The organism is Polynucleobacter sp. UK-Mo-2m-Kol15 (assembly GCF_018881505.1).
GTDB lineage: Bacteria > Pseudomonadota > Gammaproteobacteria > Burkholderiales > Burkholderiaceae > Polynucleobacter.
Window position 1 is genome coordinate 366487 of the sequence record NZ_JACVQC010000001.1, and the last position, 18170, is coordinate 384656.

At 46.4% G+C, this 18170-nt stretch carries 20 protein-coding genes; 10 read left to right on the forward strand and 10 right to left on the reverse strand.

Translation table 11 applies throughout. From position 1 onward, the window contains the following. Positions 1 to 15 precede the first annotated feature (15 nt). A complete protein-coding gene (locus tag ICN43_RS02005) occupies positions 16 to 366 on the reverse strand; it encodes a hypothetical protein (RefSeq protein WP_216196957.1) in 351 nt (116 codons plus the stop codon). Positions 367 to 475: 109 nt separating this feature from the next. On the opposite strand from ICN43_RS02005, the gene ICN43_RS02010 reads away from it, so the two are divergent. After that, complete coding sequence (locus ICN43_RS02010) at positions 476 to 1030, forward strand: hypothetical protein (protein WP_216196958.1); 555 nt, start codon at positions 476 to 478, stop codon at positions 1028 to 1030. Here the strand turns inward: ICN43_RS02010 and trpC are convergent. Genes trpC through rpe form a run of 5 tightly spaced genes read right to left on the reverse strand, consistent with a single transcriptional unit; the run spans position 1027 to position 5668 of the window. Then, positions 1027 to 1830, reverse strand: a complete 804-nt coding sequence (gene trpC, locus ICN43_RS02015) for an indole-3-glycerol phosphate synthase TrpC (RefSeq protein WP_216196959.1) — start codon at positions 1828 to 1830, stop codon at positions 1027 to 1029. The genes ICN43_RS02010 and trpC overlap by 4 nt on opposite strands. An 11-nt stretch (positions 1831 to 1841) precedes the next feature. Further along, positions 1842 to 2864, reverse strand: a complete 1023-nt coding sequence (trpD, locus tag ICN43_RS02020) for an anthranilate phosphoribosyltransferase (RefSeq protein ID WP_216196960.1) — start codon at positions 2862 to 2864, stop codon at positions 1842 to 1844. A gap of 23 nt (positions 2865 to 2887) precedes the next feature. After that, positions 2888 to 3454: an aminodeoxychorismate/anthranilate synthase component II gene (locus ICN43_RS02025; protein WP_216196961.1), complete on the reverse strand. Its 567-nt coding sequence runs from the start codon at positions 3452 to 3454 to the stop codon at positions 2888 to 2890. Then, positions 3438 to 4943 (reverse strand): anthranilate synthase component I, encoded by a 1506-nt coding sequence (trpE, locus tag ICN43_RS02030; protein ID WP_216196962.1) that lies wholly within the window; start codon positions 4941 to 4943, stop codon positions 3438 to 3440. The genes ICN43_RS02025 and trpE overlap by 17 nt, the downstream gene beginning before the upstream one ends. Continuing rightward, positions 4943 to 5668, reverse strand: a complete 726-nt coding sequence (rpe, locus tag ICN43_RS02035) for a ribulose-phosphate 3-epimerase (RefSeq protein WP_216196963.1) — start codon at positions 5666 to 5668, stop codon at positions 4943 to 4945. Before rpe ends, trpE begins: the two co-directional genes overlap by 1 nt. A 50-nt stretch (positions 5669 to 5718) precedes the next feature. Between rpe and apaG the strand changes: the two genes are divergently transcribed. The 3 genes from apaG (at position 5719) to ICN43_RS02050 (ending at position 8175) form a co-directional block, all read left to right on the forward strand. Then, positions 5719 to 6093, forward strand: coding sequence for a Co2+/Mg2+ efflux protein ApaG (gene apaG / locus ICN43_RS02040; protein ID WP_216196964.1), 375 nt, complete (start codon positions 5719 to 5721; stop codon positions 6091 to 6093). Positions 6094 to 6217: 124 nt separating this feature from the next. After that, positions 6218 to 7372: a murein transglycosylase A gene (locus ICN43_RS02045; protein WP_216196965.1), complete on the forward strand. Its 1155-nt coding sequence runs from the start codon at positions 6218 to 6220 to the stop codon at positions 7370 to 7372. A gap of 26 nt (positions 7373 to 7398) precedes the next feature. Continuing rightward, the gene (locus tag ICN43_RS02050) at positions 7399 to 8175 is read left to right on the forward strand and encodes an enoyl-CoA hydratase (RefSeq protein WP_216199825.1); all 777 of its coding nucleotides are present in this window, start codon (positions 7399 to 7401) and stop codon (positions 8173 to 8175) included. A gap of 20 nt (positions 8176 to 8195) precedes the next feature. On the opposite strand, the gene ICN43_RS02055 is transcribed toward ICN43_RS02050, so the two are convergent. Genes ICN43_RS02055 through bioA form a run of 4 tightly spaced genes read right to left on the reverse strand, consistent with a single transcriptional unit; the run spans position 8196 to position 12700 of the window. Next, entirely contained in the window at positions 8196 to 9389 is a 1194-nt protein-coding gene (locus tag ICN43_RS02055) for a M20 aminoacylase family protein (protein WP_216196966.1), read from the reverse strand. 19 nt (positions 9390 to 9408) lie between these two features. Then, a complete protein-coding gene (gene bioD, locus ICN43_RS02060; protein ID WP_216859719.1) occupies positions 9409 to 10131 on the reverse strand; it encodes a dethiobiotin synthase in 723 nt (240 codons plus the stop codon). Beyond that, positions 10128 to 11357, reverse strand: a complete 1230-nt coding sequence (locus ICN43_RS02065) for an 8-amino-7-oxononanoate synthase (RefSeq protein ID WP_216196967.1) — start codon at positions 11355 to 11357, stop codon at positions 10128 to 10130. Before ICN43_RS02065 ends, bioD begins: the two co-directional genes overlap by 4 nt. After that, positions 11354 to 12700: an adenosylmethionine--8-amino-7-oxononanoate transaminase gene (gene bioA, locus ICN43_RS02070; protein ID WP_216196968.1), complete on the reverse strand. Its 1347-nt coding sequence runs from the start codon at positions 12698 to 12700 to the stop codon at positions 11354 to 11356. The genes ICN43_RS02065 and bioA overlap by 4 nt, the downstream gene beginning before the upstream one ends. 89 nt (positions 12701 to 12789) lie before the next feature. On the opposite strand from bioA, the gene bioB reads away from it, so the two are divergent. From bioB to ICN43_RS02100, 6 genes are all read left to right on the forward strand, one after another. After that, on the forward strand, positions 12790 to 13827 hold the full coding sequence (gene bioB / locus ICN43_RS02075) for a biotin synthase BioB (protein WP_216196969.1): 1038 nt from the start codon (positions 12790 to 12792) through the stop codon (positions 13825 to 13827). Positions 13828 to 13850: 23 nt separating this feature from the next. Then, positions 13851 to 14471 (forward strand): 2-polyprenyl-3-methyl-6-methoxy-1,4-benzoquinone monooxygenase, encoded by a 621-nt coding sequence (gene coq7, locus ICN43_RS02080; protein WP_216199830.1) that lies wholly within the window; start codon positions 13851 to 13853, stop codon positions 14469 to 14471. Between the two features lie 274 nt (positions 14472 to 14745). After that, the gene (gene mraZ / locus ICN43_RS02085; protein ID WP_216199832.1) at positions 14746 to 15174 is read left to right on the forward strand and encodes a division/cell wall cluster transcriptional repressor MraZ; all 429 of its coding nucleotides are present in this window, start codon (positions 14746 to 14748) and stop codon (positions 15172 to 15174) included. Between the two features lie 12 nt (positions 15175 to 15186). After that, on the forward strand, positions 15187 to 16137 hold the full coding sequence (rsmH, locus tag ICN43_RS02090) for a 16S rRNA (cytosine(1402)-N(4))-methyltransferase RsmH (RefSeq protein WP_216196970.1): 951 nt from the start codon (positions 15187 to 15189) through the stop codon (positions 16135 to 16137). Beyond that, entirely contained in the window at positions 16134 to 16400 is a 267-nt protein-coding gene (gene ftsL, locus ICN43_RS02095) for a cell division protein FtsL (RefSeq protein WP_216196971.1), read from the forward strand. The genes rsmH and ftsL overlap by 4 nt, the downstream gene beginning before the upstream one ends. After that, positions 16397 to 18169, forward strand: coding sequence for a penicillin-binding protein 2 (locus ICN43_RS02100; protein ID WP_255533382.1), 1773 nt, complete (start codon positions 16397 to 16399; stop codon positions 18167 to 18169). Before ftsL ends, ICN43_RS02100 begins: the two co-directional genes overlap by 4 nt. The last annotated feature ends 1 nt before the right edge of the window (position 18170 follow it).

Genomic DNA, 18170 nt, shown 5'->3' on the forward strand with positions numbered 1-18170 from the left:
TTCATAGAGATTGAATTAATTTACTTTGACAGCCTTTTCCAGGCACTTGGAAATTTCTTCATAGCGCTTAATGGCAGCCTTTGTAGGCACCACCTCTTTCTTTCGGCCATCTTCATTTGCCGCCATCTGGATATAACCCATTGCACTCAGGTTCTTCAGTCGACCATGAAGAGTTGCTTGGGAGCCTAGCTCTGACATACAGATCAAATCGCCAACCAAAATGGCTTGCTTTGCATGAAAGCTCAAAATGATTTTATCAAGCAGCTTCTCTTCAGTAGAGTCGAGTTTTTTCCCTGGGTTGATGCGGTCGAGAACATCAATCAGGTTTAAGAATCGAATGTAGCAAGCAGATTTAGCGGTCGACATATTTAATTATGTAATCAAAAGTTGTTAGCTTAAAGGCTAATTCTATTGTAGGCCTATTTGACTTGTTTGTAACTTGTACGCAAACTAAAAATCAACCATACTCGCGGTAATGAATAAATTTTTACACGACTGGACGCTTGGTTTATTAATCAGCGTTTTGGCTTATGCGTCCCTGTTTTATTTAAATGCATGGCTTACAGCTAACTTAAGTTATGGTTTGGGCGTGAACTGGATATACCTTCCAGCTGGCCTGCGTCTATTTTTGACATTGATATTTGGATTGCCTGGGGCGCTTGGAATTGCGCTCGCATCATTTCTAATTAGCTATTTAGGTGAATTCCCACAAGAGCTAATGACCTGTCTAGGAGTGGGTTTAATTTCTGGCTTTGCCCCTTATTTAGCCAGGATCTTTGTAATGAGTAATGTAAACATCTCAAGCGATCTCAGTAATTTGAGTTTGCCTAAATTAATCATCTGCATCTTGATATATTCAGCGCTTAGCGCAGGATTGCATCAATGGTGGTTTGCAGTTCGAGGTCTAGATGATGCCGGAAGCTTCAATCACTTCCTAGTGATGTTCATTGGTGATGTTCTAGGGGCAGTGGCGCTAATTGGCCTTGTTAAGTACGGTCTAGACTTGTTAAAACCACCTAAAGCAACTTAGTTAAATAATTCGTTTAAAGCCACTCCGGGATCACTGGCACGCATGAATGCCTCGCCCACTAAGAATGCATTAATCTGATGATCACGCATGAGCTGCACATCAGCACGACTCATAATTCCGGATTCAGTCACCAGCGTTTTTCCTGGTGGAACCATGGACATTAGGGATAGGGTTGTTTGCAGAGTCACTTCAAACGTTTTCAAATTGCGATTATTAATTCCGAGTAATGATGTCTTTAACTCAAGCGCTTGCTCTAATTCAGGGGCATTGTGAACCTCAACCAATACATCAAGACCAAGTTCATGCGCACAGGCTTCTAACTCTTTCATTTGATTGAGCTCTAGGCAGGCCACAATTAATAAAATGGCGTCGGCGCCAATCGCTCGCGCTTCATAAACTTGGTATGGATCAATCGTAAAGTCTTTGCGAAGCACTGGAATGCCACATGCCGCTCTTGCGGACTGAAGATAAGCATTGGCACCTTGAAAATAATCTTTATCCGTAAGAACAGATAAGCAGGCTGCGCCATTTTTTTCATAGGACTGTGCAATTTCAGCTGGCTGAAAATTTTCTCGCAAAATTCCTTTGCTAGGACTAGCCTTTTTAATCTCAGTAATAACGCCAGCTTTACCGGCTGCAATCTTTTGCTCGATAGAGCGAATAAAGCCTCGTGGCTTTAGTAGTGCATTGCGATTATTGTCTTCGGCCTGATCACGGTGATTAGCTAAAGAGATTTTTTTGGAATCTGCGGCAACCTCAATTTTTTTAGTCGCAACAATTTTATCGAGGATATCACTCATGAGGCTCTTAATTAGTTTTGGGTTGCTGCTACAAATTGATCTAACTTTTGACGGGCAGCGCCAGATGCAATAGCTGCTTGTGCCATCTGAATACCGCTAGCTATGCTTGGTGCTACATCAGCCACATACAGAACTGCTCCAGCATTGAGGCAAACAATGTCGCTCGCAGGGCCAGGTGTTTTATTGAGCACATTCATCACAATGGCTTTAGATTCCTCAGCATCGCCCACTTTAAAACTATTGCTTGGGGCTGTACTCAAACCAAAGTCTTGTGGATGAATTTCATATTCACGAACTTGGCCATCCTTTAGTTCGCCTACGAGGGTAGGGCCTTCAAGAGAGATCTCATCTAAACCATCTCGGCCATAAACCACTAATGCATGGTCCATTCCCATCGCCTGTAACACACGCGCCTGAATGCCGACCAAGTCAGCATGGAATACGCCCATTAGAATGCGCTTGGCATCCGCCGGATTTGTTAGGGGACCCAGAATATTAAAAATCGTGCGCACCCCTAAATCTTTACGAATGGGCACGACATTCTTCATCGCTGGGTGGTGGTTTGGGGCAAACATAAAGCCTGCGCCTACTTCAGATATACATTTCGCGACTTGCTCTGGTGAAAGTGACAGCTTGACACCCAGGGACTCCAGAATATCAGCGCTACCAGATTTGCTACTCACGCTGCGATTACCATGCTTAGCAATTTTTGCACCAGCTGCTGCTGCCACAAACATTGCTGCAGTAGAAATATTGAAGGTATGGGCACCATCACCACCAGTGCCCACTACATCGACTAAATTTTTTCTATCTTCCACAATAACTGGCGTTGCAAACTCACGCATCACTTGGGCAGCTGCAGCGATCTCGCCAACGGTCTCTTTTTTAGTGCGTAAGGCAACTAGTAGGCCAGCAACTAACGTTGGCGGCATCTCTCCGCTCATGATCAGACGCATCATTGCGGTCATTTCATCATGAAAGAGTTCACGGTGTTCAATGCATCGTTGCAATGCTTGTTGAGGGGTAATAGACATAGGGGGCGGATGAATACTCTTGGTTATTTGGCTTGGAGGAAATTCTTGAGTAGTGCATGACCATGCTCTGAGAGAATTGACTCTGGATGAAATTGCACGCCCTCTACCGCCAGTTCTTTATGACGCACACCCATAATTTCGCCATCGGAAGAGGTGGCAGTCACTTCGAGCATGTCTGGTAAGGAATTCTTCTCAATTGCAAGAGAGTGATAACGAGTTACTTTAAAAGGGTTTGGCAGATTTTTGAAAACGCCAACACCAGTATGGTGAATATCATCCGTTTTGCCATGCATGACTTTTTGGGCGCGAATAATCTTGCCGCCGAATGCCTCGCCAATTGCTTGGTGGCCAAGACAAACACCAAGAATTGGGATTTTTCCGGCATATCGTTGAATCGTAGCTACTGAAATCCCTGCTTCAGTGGGGCTGCAGGGCCCTGGTGAAATACAAATACGTGCAGGGTTTAGTTTGGCAATCTCTTCAACGGAAATTTCATCATTACGAAAAACTTTTACTTCCTCACCCAGTTCTGCAAAATACTGAACCAGATTGTAGGTAAAAGAATCGTAGTTATCAATCATGAGGAGCATCGAGTCCCCCTTGCACTAAATCAGCTGCCATTAATACCGCTCGAGCCTTGGCTTCCGTTTCTTTCCATTCCGCAGTGGGATCAGAATCTGCAACTACACCGGCACCCGCCTGAGAATGTAGGATGCCATTACGAATTACGCCAGTGCGAATGGCAATTGCTACATCCATATCCCCAGAGAAAGAAAGGTAGCCTACCGCACCTCCATAAACACCACGTTTCACAATTTCCATCTCATCAATAATTTCCATTGCCCGGATTTTTGGGGCGCCCGATAAGGTGCCGGCTGGGAAGGTTGCACGAAGAACATCCATATTGCTCATATTGTCTAGTAACTCACCTTCAACAGAGCTCACAATGTGTTGCACATGGGAATACTTTTCAATTGACATCGAGTCGGTTACTTTGACAGTACCAGTCTTTGCAATACGTCCTACATCGTTACGTGCCAGATCAATCAACATGACATGTTCGGCAATTTCTTTTGGATCGGCAAGTAATTCAGTAGCAAGACGTTCATCTTCTTCGGGTGTCGCACCACGAGGGCGCGTGCCAGCTAGCGGGCGAATCGTCACAATCTTCTGACTCTCGCGTTGCTCTTGACGCACTAAGATCTCTGGAGATGAGCCCACTACTTGTAAATCACCAAAGTCATAGAAGTACATATAAGGCGATGGATTCAAAGAGCGCAATGCACGGTAAAGGGCTAGCGGTGAATCTGTAAATGGCTTGCTAATACGTTGGCCAATGACGACCTGCATACAATCACCAGCTAAAATATATTCTTTAGTTTTCAGAACAGCATTTTCAAAATCAACAGCTTTGAACTTGCGCACTAACTCTGTATTAGTACTTGGTAATGACTCTGGCATGCTCACAGGTTTACTCAAGCAAGCAAGCAATTCTTTTAATCGAGCCTGACCTTTTTCAAAGCTATCTGTAATGCTAGGGTCTGCGTAAACGATTAAATAAATACGCCCTGCAACATTATCAACCACTGCTAATTCCTCAGTGAGCATCAATTGAATATCAGGCACGCCTAATTCATCAGGTAGATTGTGTTTTGCTAAACGCGATTCAATATAGCGAACCGTGTCATAGCCAAAGTACCCTGCAAGTCCACCACAGAAGCGTGGGAGACCAGGCTGTACAGCGACTCTGAAGCGTTTGAAATAAGCATCTACAAAATCTAATGGGTTATCGTGATTGGTTTCAATCACTGCATCATTGAAAAGCACTTCGGTCAGTGGCATATCTGGTGTACCCACTGTTCTTAAAACAGTTTTTGCAGGTAAGCCTATGAAAGAGAAGCGACCAAAGCGCTCGCCACCTAAAACAGATTCAAGTAGGTAAGTATTTTTGTGTCCAAAGGCTTGAGTAAGCTTAACGTAAAGAGAGAGCGGCGTTTCTAAATCAGCCAACACTTCCTTTACCAATGGAACGCGATTGAAACCCTGTTTTGCTAGGGCAAGAAATTCTGCGTGCTGCATTACGCTTTTCCTGATGTCGCTAGTTCTGCGCGCATCGCCTTAATCACGTCGACGTAATTTTCTTCACCAAAGATTGCGGAACCAGCCACAAAGGTATCTGCGCCAGCTTTGGCTACTTCTGCAATATTGTCAACTTTAATGCCTCCATCCACCTCAAGGCGAATCTGGCGACCAGTTTCTTGTTGATGACGATCTAGACGCGCTCGCACTTGGGCAATCTTATTTAGGGTACTTGGAATGAATGACTGTCCACCAAAGCCTGGGTTTACAGACATCAGTAAGACTAGGTCGAGCAACTCGAGGGTGTGGTCTAAGTGATGTAGTGGTGTCGCAGGATTAAGCACTAAGCCCACTTGACAGCCTTGATCACGAATCAAGTTAATTGTGCGATCCACATGAGGACTTGCCTCTGGATGGAAGCTAATGAGGTTTGCACCTGCTTTTGCAAAATCCGGAATCAGGCGGTCTACCGGCTCAACCATTAAATGCACATCGATCATGGCGGGCTTGCCATCTTTTGTCGCGTGGGGGCGAATCGCCTCGCATACAAGTGGGCCAATAGTCAGGTTGGGGACGTAATGGTTATCCATCACATCAAAGTGAATCCAGTCTGCACCCGCTAAGAGAACATCTTGAACTTCTTTGCCTAGGCAGGCAAAGTCAGCCGACAAAATGGAGGGGGCGATGACAAATTGGCTATTTGAGTGTGATTTCTGGCTATCCATCCCTAGATTCTAGCTTGCAGTTGGCCTTAGGATAGAGCAGAATTCGGGGGATGAATCCTCATGAAATTAGCATTACTGTCAAAACCCAGTATTTGCCCGACCAGTCTGACCCCGATAACCGCCAGTTTGCGTTTGCCTATACCGTCACCATTCGAAATACCGGTACGGCCAGCATTCAGCTCATTGCCCGCCATTGGTTCATTACCGACGGTGACAATGATGTCCAGGAAGTACGTGGTTTGGGGGTTGTAGGCCAACAACCCCTGTTAAGGGCGGGCGAGCAATTTGAGTACACCAGCTGGGCTACCTTGCCGACCCCAGCGGGAACGATGCGTGGGGAGTATTTCTGTGTGACCGAGGAGGCCCAGCTTTTCCAAGCCCCAATCCCAGAATTTGCCTTGGTAATGCCAAGAACCCTGCACTAGGTTCTCAAAGGGCTATTTTTTACCCTTACCAGTCCAAAGGACAATAAACAGTAGGAGTGCTAAAGCAATGCCTCCCTCGACGACAAATAGGATCATGGGGTATTCATCGAGTAAATTGGCAATCATGATTTCTATATCCACATTAATAAGTCGCGAGAATTTTTCACGAATTCTTCTTCGCAGTGTATTCGCTATTGGCATTACCAGCATATTGGCTGCTTGCTCCACTCCTTCCACTAAGGGGCCTAGTTACCGCTCCAGCGGTTCTGCTCCATCTTCCTACAGCTCTTCGATTGCAGGCTTTCGATTAGTCTCATGGCAGGATTTACCTGGCTGGCAAGAGGATGATTTAACGCAGGCTTGGTCTGCTTGGCTTAAGAGTTGTGAAGCCTTGCGAAAGCGCAATGGTGAGATTAACTGGCGCCAGGTGTGCTTCCAGGCTTCAGAGATTTCAGCCCGCGATAAGCAAGCGATTCGCCAGTATTTTGAGGGGAACTTTCAGGCATATGAAGTGCGCAATAGTGCTACTGGTAAAGAATCTGGACTGATTACAGGCTACTACGAGCCGGTGATGGCTGGCTCCCAGACCCGCACTGCAACCTATTCCGTGCCCTTATATGGCCTACCTAGAGCCTGGAAGGTCACTAAACCCAGCCCTGCGCCAACCCGAGCAGAGCTTATGAGCTCTGGGGTGCTGCGCGGTTCAGAAATTGCCTGGGTGCAAGATCCTGTGGCTGCTGCCTTCATGCAAATTCAAGGTTCTGGAAAAATTCGTTTAGAAGATGGGCGCGTATTGAGACTTGGCTATGCTGGTACCAATGACCAACCCTTTAAGTCTTTTGCGCAGTGGCTGCTTGATCGCAAGGAAATTACCCGTGGCGAAGCCACAATGCAAGGTATTTCTGCATGGGCCAAGCGTAATCCAGGGCGTGTAGAAGAGATGCTCAATGCCAATCCACGCTTTGTATTCTTCAAAGAGTTACCGGGCAATGTCAGTGCTGATTTGGGACCTATTGGCGCTTTAGGAGTACCTTTGACAACTGAGCGCAGCATTGCAATTGATCTGAAAGCAATGCCTTTAGGCGCCCCGGTATTTTTAAGTACAACCAAACCCTTGAGCAGCCAAATCTTACAAAAATTGGTGATGGCTCAAGATACGGGTAAGGCCATTGTCGGTGGTGTGCGAGCAGATTACTATTGGGGATCAGGGGATTCTGCAGGTGAATTGGCGGGACGCATGAAGCAGGATGGCAAGATGTGGTTATTACTGCCGCGCTGAACGAATATATTTTTGGAAAGAGATCGATGACCTACAACACCATATTGACTGAAGTGGATGGCAAAGTTGCCGTTATTACCCTCAATCGCCCTCAAGTATTAAATGCCCTGAATGATGAGTTAATGGATGAGCTGGGTGCAGCACTCTTAGGTTTTGATGCTGACGACAATATTGGCTGCATTATCGTCACCGGTAGTGAAAAGGCCTTTGCGGCAGGTGCAGACATTGCCACTATGGCGAAGTATGGCTTCGCCGATGTCTACCGGGGTGACTTTATCTCGCGTAATTGGGAGGAGATTAAAAAAGTGCGCAAGCCAGTGATTGCTGCAGTTTCAGGCTATGCGCTTGGCGGTGGTTGCGAGTTAGCGATGATGTGCGACACCATCATGGCAGCTGACAGCGCTAAGTTTGCACAGCCAGAAGTGAAGTTAGGAATTATTCCTGGTGCTGGTGGCACGCAACGTTTGCCGCGTGCAGTTTCGAAAGCAAAGGCAATGGACTTAGCGCTAACCGGTCGGATGATGGATGCGACTGAAGCAGAGCGCTCCGGTTTAGTTTCCAGAATTTTTCCACAAGCAGATTTACTTAAAGAAGTAAAAGTGATTGCTAAAACGATTGCTGACATGCCACTACTGACTGCAATGATGGTGAAGGAAGCAATTAATGCTGCTTATGAAACTACGCTCTCAGAAGGTATTCATTTCGAACGTCGTTTATTCCATGCTTGCTTTGCGACCAACGATCAAAAAGAAGGTATGGCAGCTTTTATGGAAAAGCGCCCAGCTCAATTTACGAACTCATAAAACCGTAGCACTCAAAGCAATTATTTTTCTAAGTAGCGCTGAGCTAGTTTGACCCAATAGCTCACACCAACAGGAATTAATGCGTCATTGAAGTCATAGGAAGGGTTATGAAGGTGGCATGGGCCCATGCCATGACCTAATGCGCGGTGGTCACCGTCACCATTGCCCAGAAACACATAGCACCCAGGCTTCTCTAGTAGCATAAATGCAAAGTCTTCCGCACCCATCGTTGGATCGATAGAGGTATTAACGTTTTGCGCCCCGACTAACTCACCCATTACCTGGCTTGCAAATTCCACTTCTTTGGCATGATTGATCAGTGGCGGATAGTTACGGGTAAAACTCACTTCAGCTTGACAATCAAATGCACTCGAGACGTTGTGTGAGATTTCTCGCAAACGTTGCTCAATTAAATCCAGTACTTCTATCGTGAATGTGCGAACGGTTCCGCCGATAAATGCACTATCCGGAATAACGTTACTCGTCTCACCCGCATGGAACTGGGTGACAGATAGTACCGCCGCATCCACCGGTCGCTTATTACGGGTAATGATGCTTTGTAGTGCTAGGACAACTTGAGCACCTGTTAGAACGGGGTCAGCACTGTTATGTGGCAAAGCTGCATGCCCACCTTTACCTCGGATAGTGATTTCAAAAGTATTGCTGGAAGCCATCATCGGGCCAGATGTCACGCCAAAATGACCTTCGGCAAGACCTGGCCAATTATGCAGACCAAAAACAGCATCGCAAGGAAATTGCTTAAACAGCCCATCGTTAATCATTTCTTGCGCCCCAGCACCACCCTCTTCAGCCGGCTGGAAAATAAAGATAACTGAACCTTTAAAGTCGCGATGATTGGAAAGGTATTGAGCAGCACCTAAGAGCATTGCTGTATGGCCATCGTGGCCGCAGGCATGCATCTTTCCTGGGTTCTTCGAAGCGTGTTCAAAGGTATTGTGTTCTTGTAGTGGTAGGGCATCCATATCAGCACGAAGGCCGACCATCTTACCGGGACCCAGTTCCCCATCAAGCTTGCCGACTACGCCAGTTTTACCCATTCCGCGATATACGGAAACCCCCCAGCTTGAAAGTGCTTCAGCCACGAGATCGGAGGTGTGGTTTTCTTCAAACCGCAATTCTGGATGCGCATGAATATTGCGGCGGATCTCTTGAATAACTGATGCGGAGTCGATGATTTCTGGAAGTAATCGCATAACTTCATCTTATCTGAATTTACTCTGGCAGTTTTATATGCCCCGCAACAAATCTTAAGGCCTCGATGGAGTAGGGGGTATTTTCTGATTTTTGAAGCTGCAATGGAAGTGCGGGGATGACGCCCAAGAATGGCGCAAAAATTCGATCTTTTAAGGTTTGAATATTTTCCCTCAGAAAGGGCATTTCATCTGAAAGTGTATTGGCCACCCAACCGGCAATAGTTAATTGTCGTGACTGGATTGCTTCGCAGGTGAGTAGGGCATGATTAATGCATCCCAAGCGCATACCCACTACGAGAATCACTGGTAAATCCATAGCCTGGGCTACATCTCCCAAATCCTCCTGTTCGTTCAGGGGGACTAAAAATCCGCCCGCACCTTCCACCACCACTGAATCAAACTCTGAGGCCAACACATTGAATTCATCCAGGATGATGGTGGCATCAAGATGAATACCATTGCTCTGGGCGGCGAGATGTGGTGCCGCCGCTTCATCTAAAACAAAGGAACAGAGACTGTGCTCATGAGAATTTAATCCTGAAGCAATACGCAATGTCTCTAAGTCTTCATTGAGTTTTTGGCCGCTAGCATCAACATAGGTGCCAGCAACCACGGGTTTGAAGCCTATTGTACAAATCCCAACTTCTCTCAGTTTAAGAATGAGTGCGCCGCTGACTAAAGTTTTGCCAACTTCAGTATCAGTGCCTGTAACAAAAAAACCGGTAGCTGTATCCACTGTCATGAATTGTTTTTTATTTCTTGCTCAATTACCTGCAATGTTTTGATCAGCTCGCGTAAGTCATCAACACGATGGTTTGCAGAAAAAGTGATGCGTAGACGAGAGCTTCCAACGGGAACGGTAGGTGGGCGTATTGCGGGAATCCAATAGCCCGCATCATCTAACAACTTGGCTGCCGCTAAGGCGTTTGCATTGCTACCGAGAATCACTGGCTGAATCGGTGTTAATGAGGAAACTTTACCCCAGCTTGAGAACGTCATCTCTTCATTCCAAACCTGGATTAGTTGGTTGAGTTGTTTGCGACGTGCAATACCTTCATTTCCTTCGATAAGGTCAAGACTTTTAAGAAGGGTGTGCGCAATGGCTGGAGGCGTTGCCGTACTGTAAATATAGGGGCGCCCTTTTTGAATGAGCCACTCAATGAAGGGTGCTGCTGCACAAATAAATGCACCGCTCACGCCAGCTGCTTTACCAAGCGTACCTACATAAATAACTCTTTCGGAGTGCACATCTGTCTGCTCCAATATGCCATGGCCATGTTCACCGAGAACACCAAATCCGTGGGCGTCATCCACCATTAGAAGTGCATCATATTGTTCAGCAATACGTAGTAGCTTCTCTACGGGTGCGATATCTCCATCCATACTGAAGACTCCATCGACCACAATCAATTTGAGTAGGTGAGTATCTTGTTTAAGTGCCTCCTCTAGCGAATCAAGATTTTGGTGGTCAAACAAACTTACTTTAGCTTTAGTTTGTGCGCTTGCTAGACGCACACCATCAATCAAAGAGGCGTGATTGAGTTTGGCTGAATAAATGCTGACTTCACCCTGCTGAGCAAGTCTAGCAAGTCCCGTAATGGCATTCATATTGGCGAGATAACCGGTGCTAAAGAACAGCGCTCTTGCATTTGGAATATGCTTGCTTTCGCATGCCGCCAGTTTTTTTTCTAGGAGGTCATGGGCAATGCTGTGACCGCTAATCAAGTGCGATGCACCACTACCAACACCATATAGCTTTGCGCCTTCCGCAAGTGCAGTAACTAATTCAGGGTGGTTGGCTAACCCTAAATAGTCATTACTACAAAACGCCTTCAACTCTCGCTGATTAACGCGGGCCTTGGTATCACAAGGGGACTCAGTGGTGCGCAGCTGACGTCTCAGTAGCTGCTCATCGAGGTCAGCAATCTGATGTTCAGCCATATCGAGAGCTTGAAATTTTGAACTCATGCTAGTACCTGATTGAGGGCGCGTTGTACGGCAGCACCCATTTTCATAGTTTCTTCAGTAGAGAGAATGTATGGCGGCATGACATAGACTGTATTGCCAATCGGCCTGATGAGAATGCCTTCCACCATGCTTTTTGAAAACATCTCGCGTGAAAAGGTAGTCGAATTTTTGAGCGCAGTAGGTTTGACATCAAAAGCCAAAATCATGCCCTGCTGACGCCAATGTTCGATACGAGAATCTACTTTTGCCCATGCAAATGCACTACCAAGATCTTTGCTACGCTCAAGATTTTTTTCAAGAACAGATTCAGTTTCAAAAATTGCTAAACAGGCTAGGGCTGCGGCGCATGCCAATGGATTGCCGGTGTAGGAATGTGAGTGTAAGAAACCTTGCTGCATTTGATCGCCATAAAAAGTGCGATAAATTTTGTCAGTTGTCATAGAGAGAGATAGTGGAAGATAACCACCACTAATCCCTTTGGACAGCGTTAAGAAGTCTGGCCAAATTCCAGCATGCTCACAAGCAAAAAACTTTCCTGATCGACCACAGCCTACTGCGATTTCATCGGCGATTAGATGAATGTTGTAACGATCACAGAGCGATCTTACAAGGCGTAAATATTTAGGAGAGTACATTGCCATTTGTCCAGCGCATTGAACGAGTGGTTCAACAATGATTGCGGCGATATTGTGATGCTCTATCTTCAGTAACTCTTCTAATTTTTCTGCTGCCTGCATAGCGACATCGTCAGAGCTTTCACCAGGCTGTGCTTTTCGTGCATCAGGTGAAGGCACGGTAAAAACATCTTGCAATAGCGATCCATATGCTGCGCGAAAGATCGCAACATCAGTGACGGCTAGCGCGCCTAAAGTTTCACCGTGGTAACCATTTTCTAGGCAAACAAATTTTTTCTTTTGTGGCTGATTATTTATATGCCAAAAGTGGTGACTCATCTTTAAAGCAATCTCTACCGCAGATGCGCCATCAGATGCAAAAAAAACGTGACCCAAATGGCCTTGAGTCAGAGCGGATAGCTTCTCCGATAGATCCACAACAGGTGGATGGGTAAATCCGGCGAGCATCACATGCTCAATTTGCTCTAGCTGATTGTTAATTGCTTGGTTGATACGCGGATTGGAGTGTCCAAAAAGATTAGTCCACCAAGAGCTGATGCAATCGAGAAGGGCATTACCCCTGTCATCAAACAGCCAAGCACCCTTACCTTTAGTAATGGCAATTAATGGCAATGACTCATGATGTTTCATCTGAGTACAGGGATGCCAAACGGCATCCAGGCTGCGATCAACCAGGGAGGTTTGATTTGGATCAGAAATAAGCTTCATCTTTGGTATTTGACCACTAGTTTTTCCTAATTTAGGCTTGTATCTGTTATGTTTATGCCTTGAATTGATCTATTTTCTGGAATTCGACCATGCAGGCTACCCAAACTATTGAAAAACCCCTTACCCAAGTCAAGTCTCAAAAAGATTTGCATAAAGAGGTTGATGCATCTGCGGCTTGGTCGGTTTCCCAAATTGAAGCCCTATTTGCCCTCCCATTTAATGAATTAATGTTTAAGGCGCAAGAGACTCATCGTGCTAACTTTCCTGATGGTGATGTGGAATTAGCCACGCTTTTGTCAATCAAGACGGGTGGTTGCCCTGAGGATTGCAGTTATTGTCCCCAGGCTGCTCGCTACGACACTGATGTAAAGGCTAATAAGTTGATGGATCTGGATGAGGTGCTTGAGGCTGCTAGAGCTGCCAAAGCGGCTGGCTCGAACCGTTTCTGTATGGGTGCAGCTTGGCGCGAGCCCAAAGATCGCGATATTGAAAAAGTGACAGCCATGATTAAGGGTGTGAAGGCTTTAGGCCTCGAAACCTGTGCCACTTTGGGGATGCTGGAGGCTAATCAGGCTCTAGCCCTTCAGGAGGCAGGCTTAGATTTCTACAATCACAACTTGGACACTAGCGAGGACTTCTATAGCTCGGTTATCTCTACCCGAGGCTATCAAGACCGTTTAGACACTATTTCTAATGTGCGTGCTGCAGGCATGTCAGTTTGTTGTGGCGGTATCGTAGGTATGGGCGAGTCCCGAGAGCAACGTGCAGCCTTCTTGGCGCGTTTGGCAAATTTAAGCCCCTATCCAGAGTCGGTGCCCATCAACCATTTGGTTCCTGTAGCGGGTACCCCATTGGAAGATCAAAAGCCATTGGATCCACTGGAATTTGTCCGAACTATAGCAGTAGCGCGCATCACAATGCCGAGTGCACGAGTGCGCTTGTCAGCTGGCCGTCAAGAGCTTGGAAGAGCCGTGCAGGCTATGTGCTTCCAGGCTGGAGCTAACTCCATTTTCTATGGTGAGCAACTACTCACTACCGGTAATCCCGAGGCAGAACAAGACCGGCAATTATTGGCTGAGCTTGGTTTAAAGACTAAGCAAAGCTGCAAAGCAGAGGTTTTAGTCTAGTTTTTAAGCCCTCCATGTCGCTAATAGATCGAGTCATTTCTGAGTTTGATACAGCCTTGCGCTCGGTAGTCGGGGGCGCGCATGCCCATCGTTCAATGCCTGGTTTAGATAAGCAATCTACCCCATCATTAGATGCTAAACAACGGGAGCATGCGGCTGGATTAATGCGCGTCAACCATGTGGGTGAAGTCTGTGCTCAAGCCCTCTACCAATCCCAAAAATTAGTAGCTCGTAATCCTGAAATTCGGCAGATGTTGGACCACTCTGGCCAAGAGGAAATGGATCATTTGGCTTGGTGTGAAACACGCCTCCAAGAGCTGGGTTCACACGCAAGTTATCTGAACCCAATTTGGTATGCAGGATCCTTTGTAATCGGCTTGGCTGCTGGCTTGGCGGGTGATAAGTGGAGCTTAGGATTTGTCGCGGAAACAGAAAAGCAGGTTGAAAATCATCTCGAGAGTCATCTCCAAAAATTACCTATAGAAGATGAGCGTTCTCGCGCAATTGTTGAGCAAATGCGTATTGACGAAATTGAGCATGGGCAGGCTGCAATTGTTGCGGGCGGCGAAGTCTTACCGGACTCGATTCAGAGGGTAATGCAGACGATGTCAAAAGTGATGACAGCAACGGCCTACAAAATCTAGTCCTAAATTAATTAATTGACCTATTTTGATTTGGGATACTGTTTATTAAAACAGTATATTTATATATTATTAGTTTAAATAGCTAAGACCTGTTCTTAAGTATATTTTCCAAGCCATTGTTTCAAGTAGCATTTTTATAGCCACTATTTCATTAACACATGACGCTAAGTGTTTGTAATCACTAGGAAATTTCCTAAAAAATTACCCAAAAACACTTGACCCTCTTATAACGATCCTCTAAAGTGGGAGGAAGTGTGAAAAAGTGGGGTAAATGGTGTTTCAAGGTGCGTCAGCTCTCAATTTAGATGCAAAAAGCCGCATGTCTGTGCCGGCAAGGCATCGTGACGCCTTGTTGGTTCAAGGTGAGGGTCGAATTACGCTCACAAAACACCCTGATGGATGCCTCCTTTTGTTCCCACGTCCTGAGTGGGAAACCTTCCGCTCTCGTGTCGCGCAATTGCCGATGGATGCTCATTGGTGGCGTCGCATCTTCCTTGGCAATGCCGCAGAAGTAGATTTGGATAGCGCCGGAAGAATTTTGGTAAGCCCGGAGTTGCGATCAACTGCTGGTATTGAAAAAGAAGTGATGTTGCTCGGAATGGGAAGCCATCTGGAGTTGTGGGACGCCGCTACTTACGCTGCAAAAGAACAGGCTGCGATCTCACAGGGTATGCCTGACGCCCTGAAGCAATTTAATTTTTGATGACAGGGTGCCATGAACATAACTCATCGCCCAGTATTACTGGCCGAGGCGGTGACGGCGCTGATCAGTGGCCCACGCATCACCTCTCCCGAGGCATCCAAAAATCTAGTTTTGATCGATGGAACCTTTGGTCGTGGCGGCCATACGCAAGGGCTGCTCTCGCAATTGCCTCCGAGCGCACGCATGATTTCCTTCGACAAGGATTTGGATGCGATCGCAGTGGCAGAAAAAATCAACGATTCCCGTTTACGAATCGTGCACGACAGTTTTGCGCAGATGGATCAGTATGCAGAGTCGGAATCCGTCGACGGCATTTTGTTAGATCTTGGAATCAGCTCTCCACAGGTGGACGAAGCACACCGTGGATTTTCGTTTCGCAAGGATGGTCCGCTAGATATGCGAATGAACACGGATCATGGTTTGACGGCAGCAGAATGGTTGGAGCAAGCATCACAAGAGGACATCACACGCGTGATTAAGACTTATGGTGAGGAGCGTTTTGCATTTCAGATTGCTAAGGCTATTGTGGCAAAGCGAGAAGAAGGCTTGGCTCCAAAAACAACCTTGCAATTAGCAGGCTTGGTAGCCAGCGTGGTTCGCACAAGAGAAGTAGGGCAAGACCCGGCCACAAGAACTTTCCAGGCGCTACGTATTTTTATTAATCGTGAGTTGGAGGACCTAGAGCTCGGATTAAAAGCGGCACTTAATTTATTAAAGCCAGGTGCGCGCTTAGCAGTGATTAGTTTTCATTCTCTGGAAGATCGCATTGTGAAGCAGTTCCTGCAGTCACATGCCAAGGTTGAAGTGCCACGTGGATTACCTGTTCGCGATAGGGATTTGCCGCAAAGCGCCCTAGAAATTATTGGTCGTATTAAACCAAGTGATTCTGAGATTAGAGAGAACCCTCGTGCTCGTTCAGCGATCATGCGCGTTGCTGAAAAACGCTCAGGAGTGTTGGCTTGAATCGCGCTACGCTTACCCTGCTCGTATTGTTATTAGTCTGTGCACTTTCTTTGGTGGCGGCACAGCAACGTGCGCGTAAATTGTTTATCTCTTTAGATCGCGCACAAATTGAAGAGCGTAAATTAAATCAAGACTGGTTACGCTTGGAGTATGAGCAGCGCAATCTTTCGAAGTCCGCACGCATTCGTGATGTTGCTCGCAATCAGTTGCGGATGGTTCCTATATCTCCAGAACGTACTTTGTACTTGAAGGAGACTAGATGAGGACGGTAGGTTTTTCAACTACGCCCAATTTAGTATTGCGTCTACCAATGTGGCGCTCACGCCTCATGCTGTTCATGCTATTTTTTGTTTTCATGCTGCTGTTAATCCGAGCCTTCTGGATTCAGGGTCCAGGAAATGCTTTTTATGAAGCGAAGGGTGTGCGTGGTACGCAGCGTGAGTTGGAGTTACCTGCATCCCGTGGAAAAATTTTGGATCGCAATGGGCAGGTTATTGCCACCAGCCTGGAAGCAAAGTCGGTGATCGCCTATAACGATACTGTGCCCGATGATTTGTCTGCAGATAAGGTGCGAAATTTAGCAAGCCTTTTGCAGATTAGCGAATCTGATTTACGTAAAAAGCTAAAAGAAGAGCGAAAACAGATTTTCTTAAAGCGCCAAGTCGATCCAGAAGTGGCCCAAAAGATTAAGCAATTAGAAATTCCGGGCATTGGTCTAAATAATGAATACCGTCGCTTTTACCCAGAAGGTGAAGCAATGGCGCATGTGGTTGGTTTCACCAATGTCGAGGATCGCGGGCAAGAGGGCATGGAGCTCTCTCGAGAAAAAGAATTGGCTGGACATCCAGGTGCGCGTCGCGTAGTTGTAGATCGTCTCGGCCGCGTTGTTGAGGATGTTGCCATTTTGCAGTTGCCACAAAATGGTAAGGATTTACAACTTTCTATTGATAGTAAGATTCAGTTTCTTGCTTATAACGCTGTCAAGAGTGCAGTTGAGCAACACCGCGCCAGTGCCGGTGGTGCAGTGGTTCTAGATACTCATACTGGTGAAATCTTGGCTTTGGCAAACTACCCAAGCTATAACCCTAATGATCGTAAGAAGTTAACAGGTGAGCAGTTACGAAATCGCGTCCTAACGGATACCTTTGAGCCTGGCTCAACGATGAAGCCATTGACAGTGGCAATTGCATTAGAAAAAGGAGTTATTACTCCCAACACCAATATGGTGATTGGGGCTAAATATTTGGTTGGCCCAAAACCAATTACGGACACTCATCCATATGGCAGCTTGACTGTTTCTCAAATTATTCAAAAATCAAGCAACATTGGTACAGCTAAAATTGCGATGAATGATTTAACCGCAGAAGAGATGTGGAATTTCTATACGTCGGTTGGCTTGGGTCAGGCACCTAAGATTGGCTTCCCTGGCGCAGTCGCTGGTACGGTCCACCCCTATAAAAAATGGATGCCAACCGATCAGGCTAGGATTGCATTCGGTTATGGTATTTCAGGTTCACTCTTTCAGGTGGCTCGCGCTTACACCATCTTTGCACGTGATGGTGAATTAGTGCCACTCACAATTGAGCGCAGCCCAGCATTTAAGCCCGGCACACACGTTATTTCTGCTAAGACTGCGATTGAAATGCGTAACATGATGGAGTCGGTAACGGAGCCGGGTGGCACTGCAATCAAGGCACAAGCTGAAGGTTATCGCGTTGGTGGAAAAACGGGCACAGCGCATAAATTAGTTGGTAAGGGTTACGGTAATAAATACCGCGCTTACTTTGCGGGTCTTGCACCAATCAGTGCGCCTCGTATTGTGGTTGCTGTAATGATTGATGAGCCAACTAGTGGTAGTCATTACGGTGGCGATGTTGCCGCGCCAGTGTTTTCTACAATCGTGAGTGAGACTCTACGTACTTTGAATGTGTTGCCAGACAGCAATTCAAGAAAGATAGCGCTGCAGGACAATAACCTCACAGAGATTAAGAGTGCCGCAGTCAAAACAAATACAGCGGTTTTAAAAAGATGAT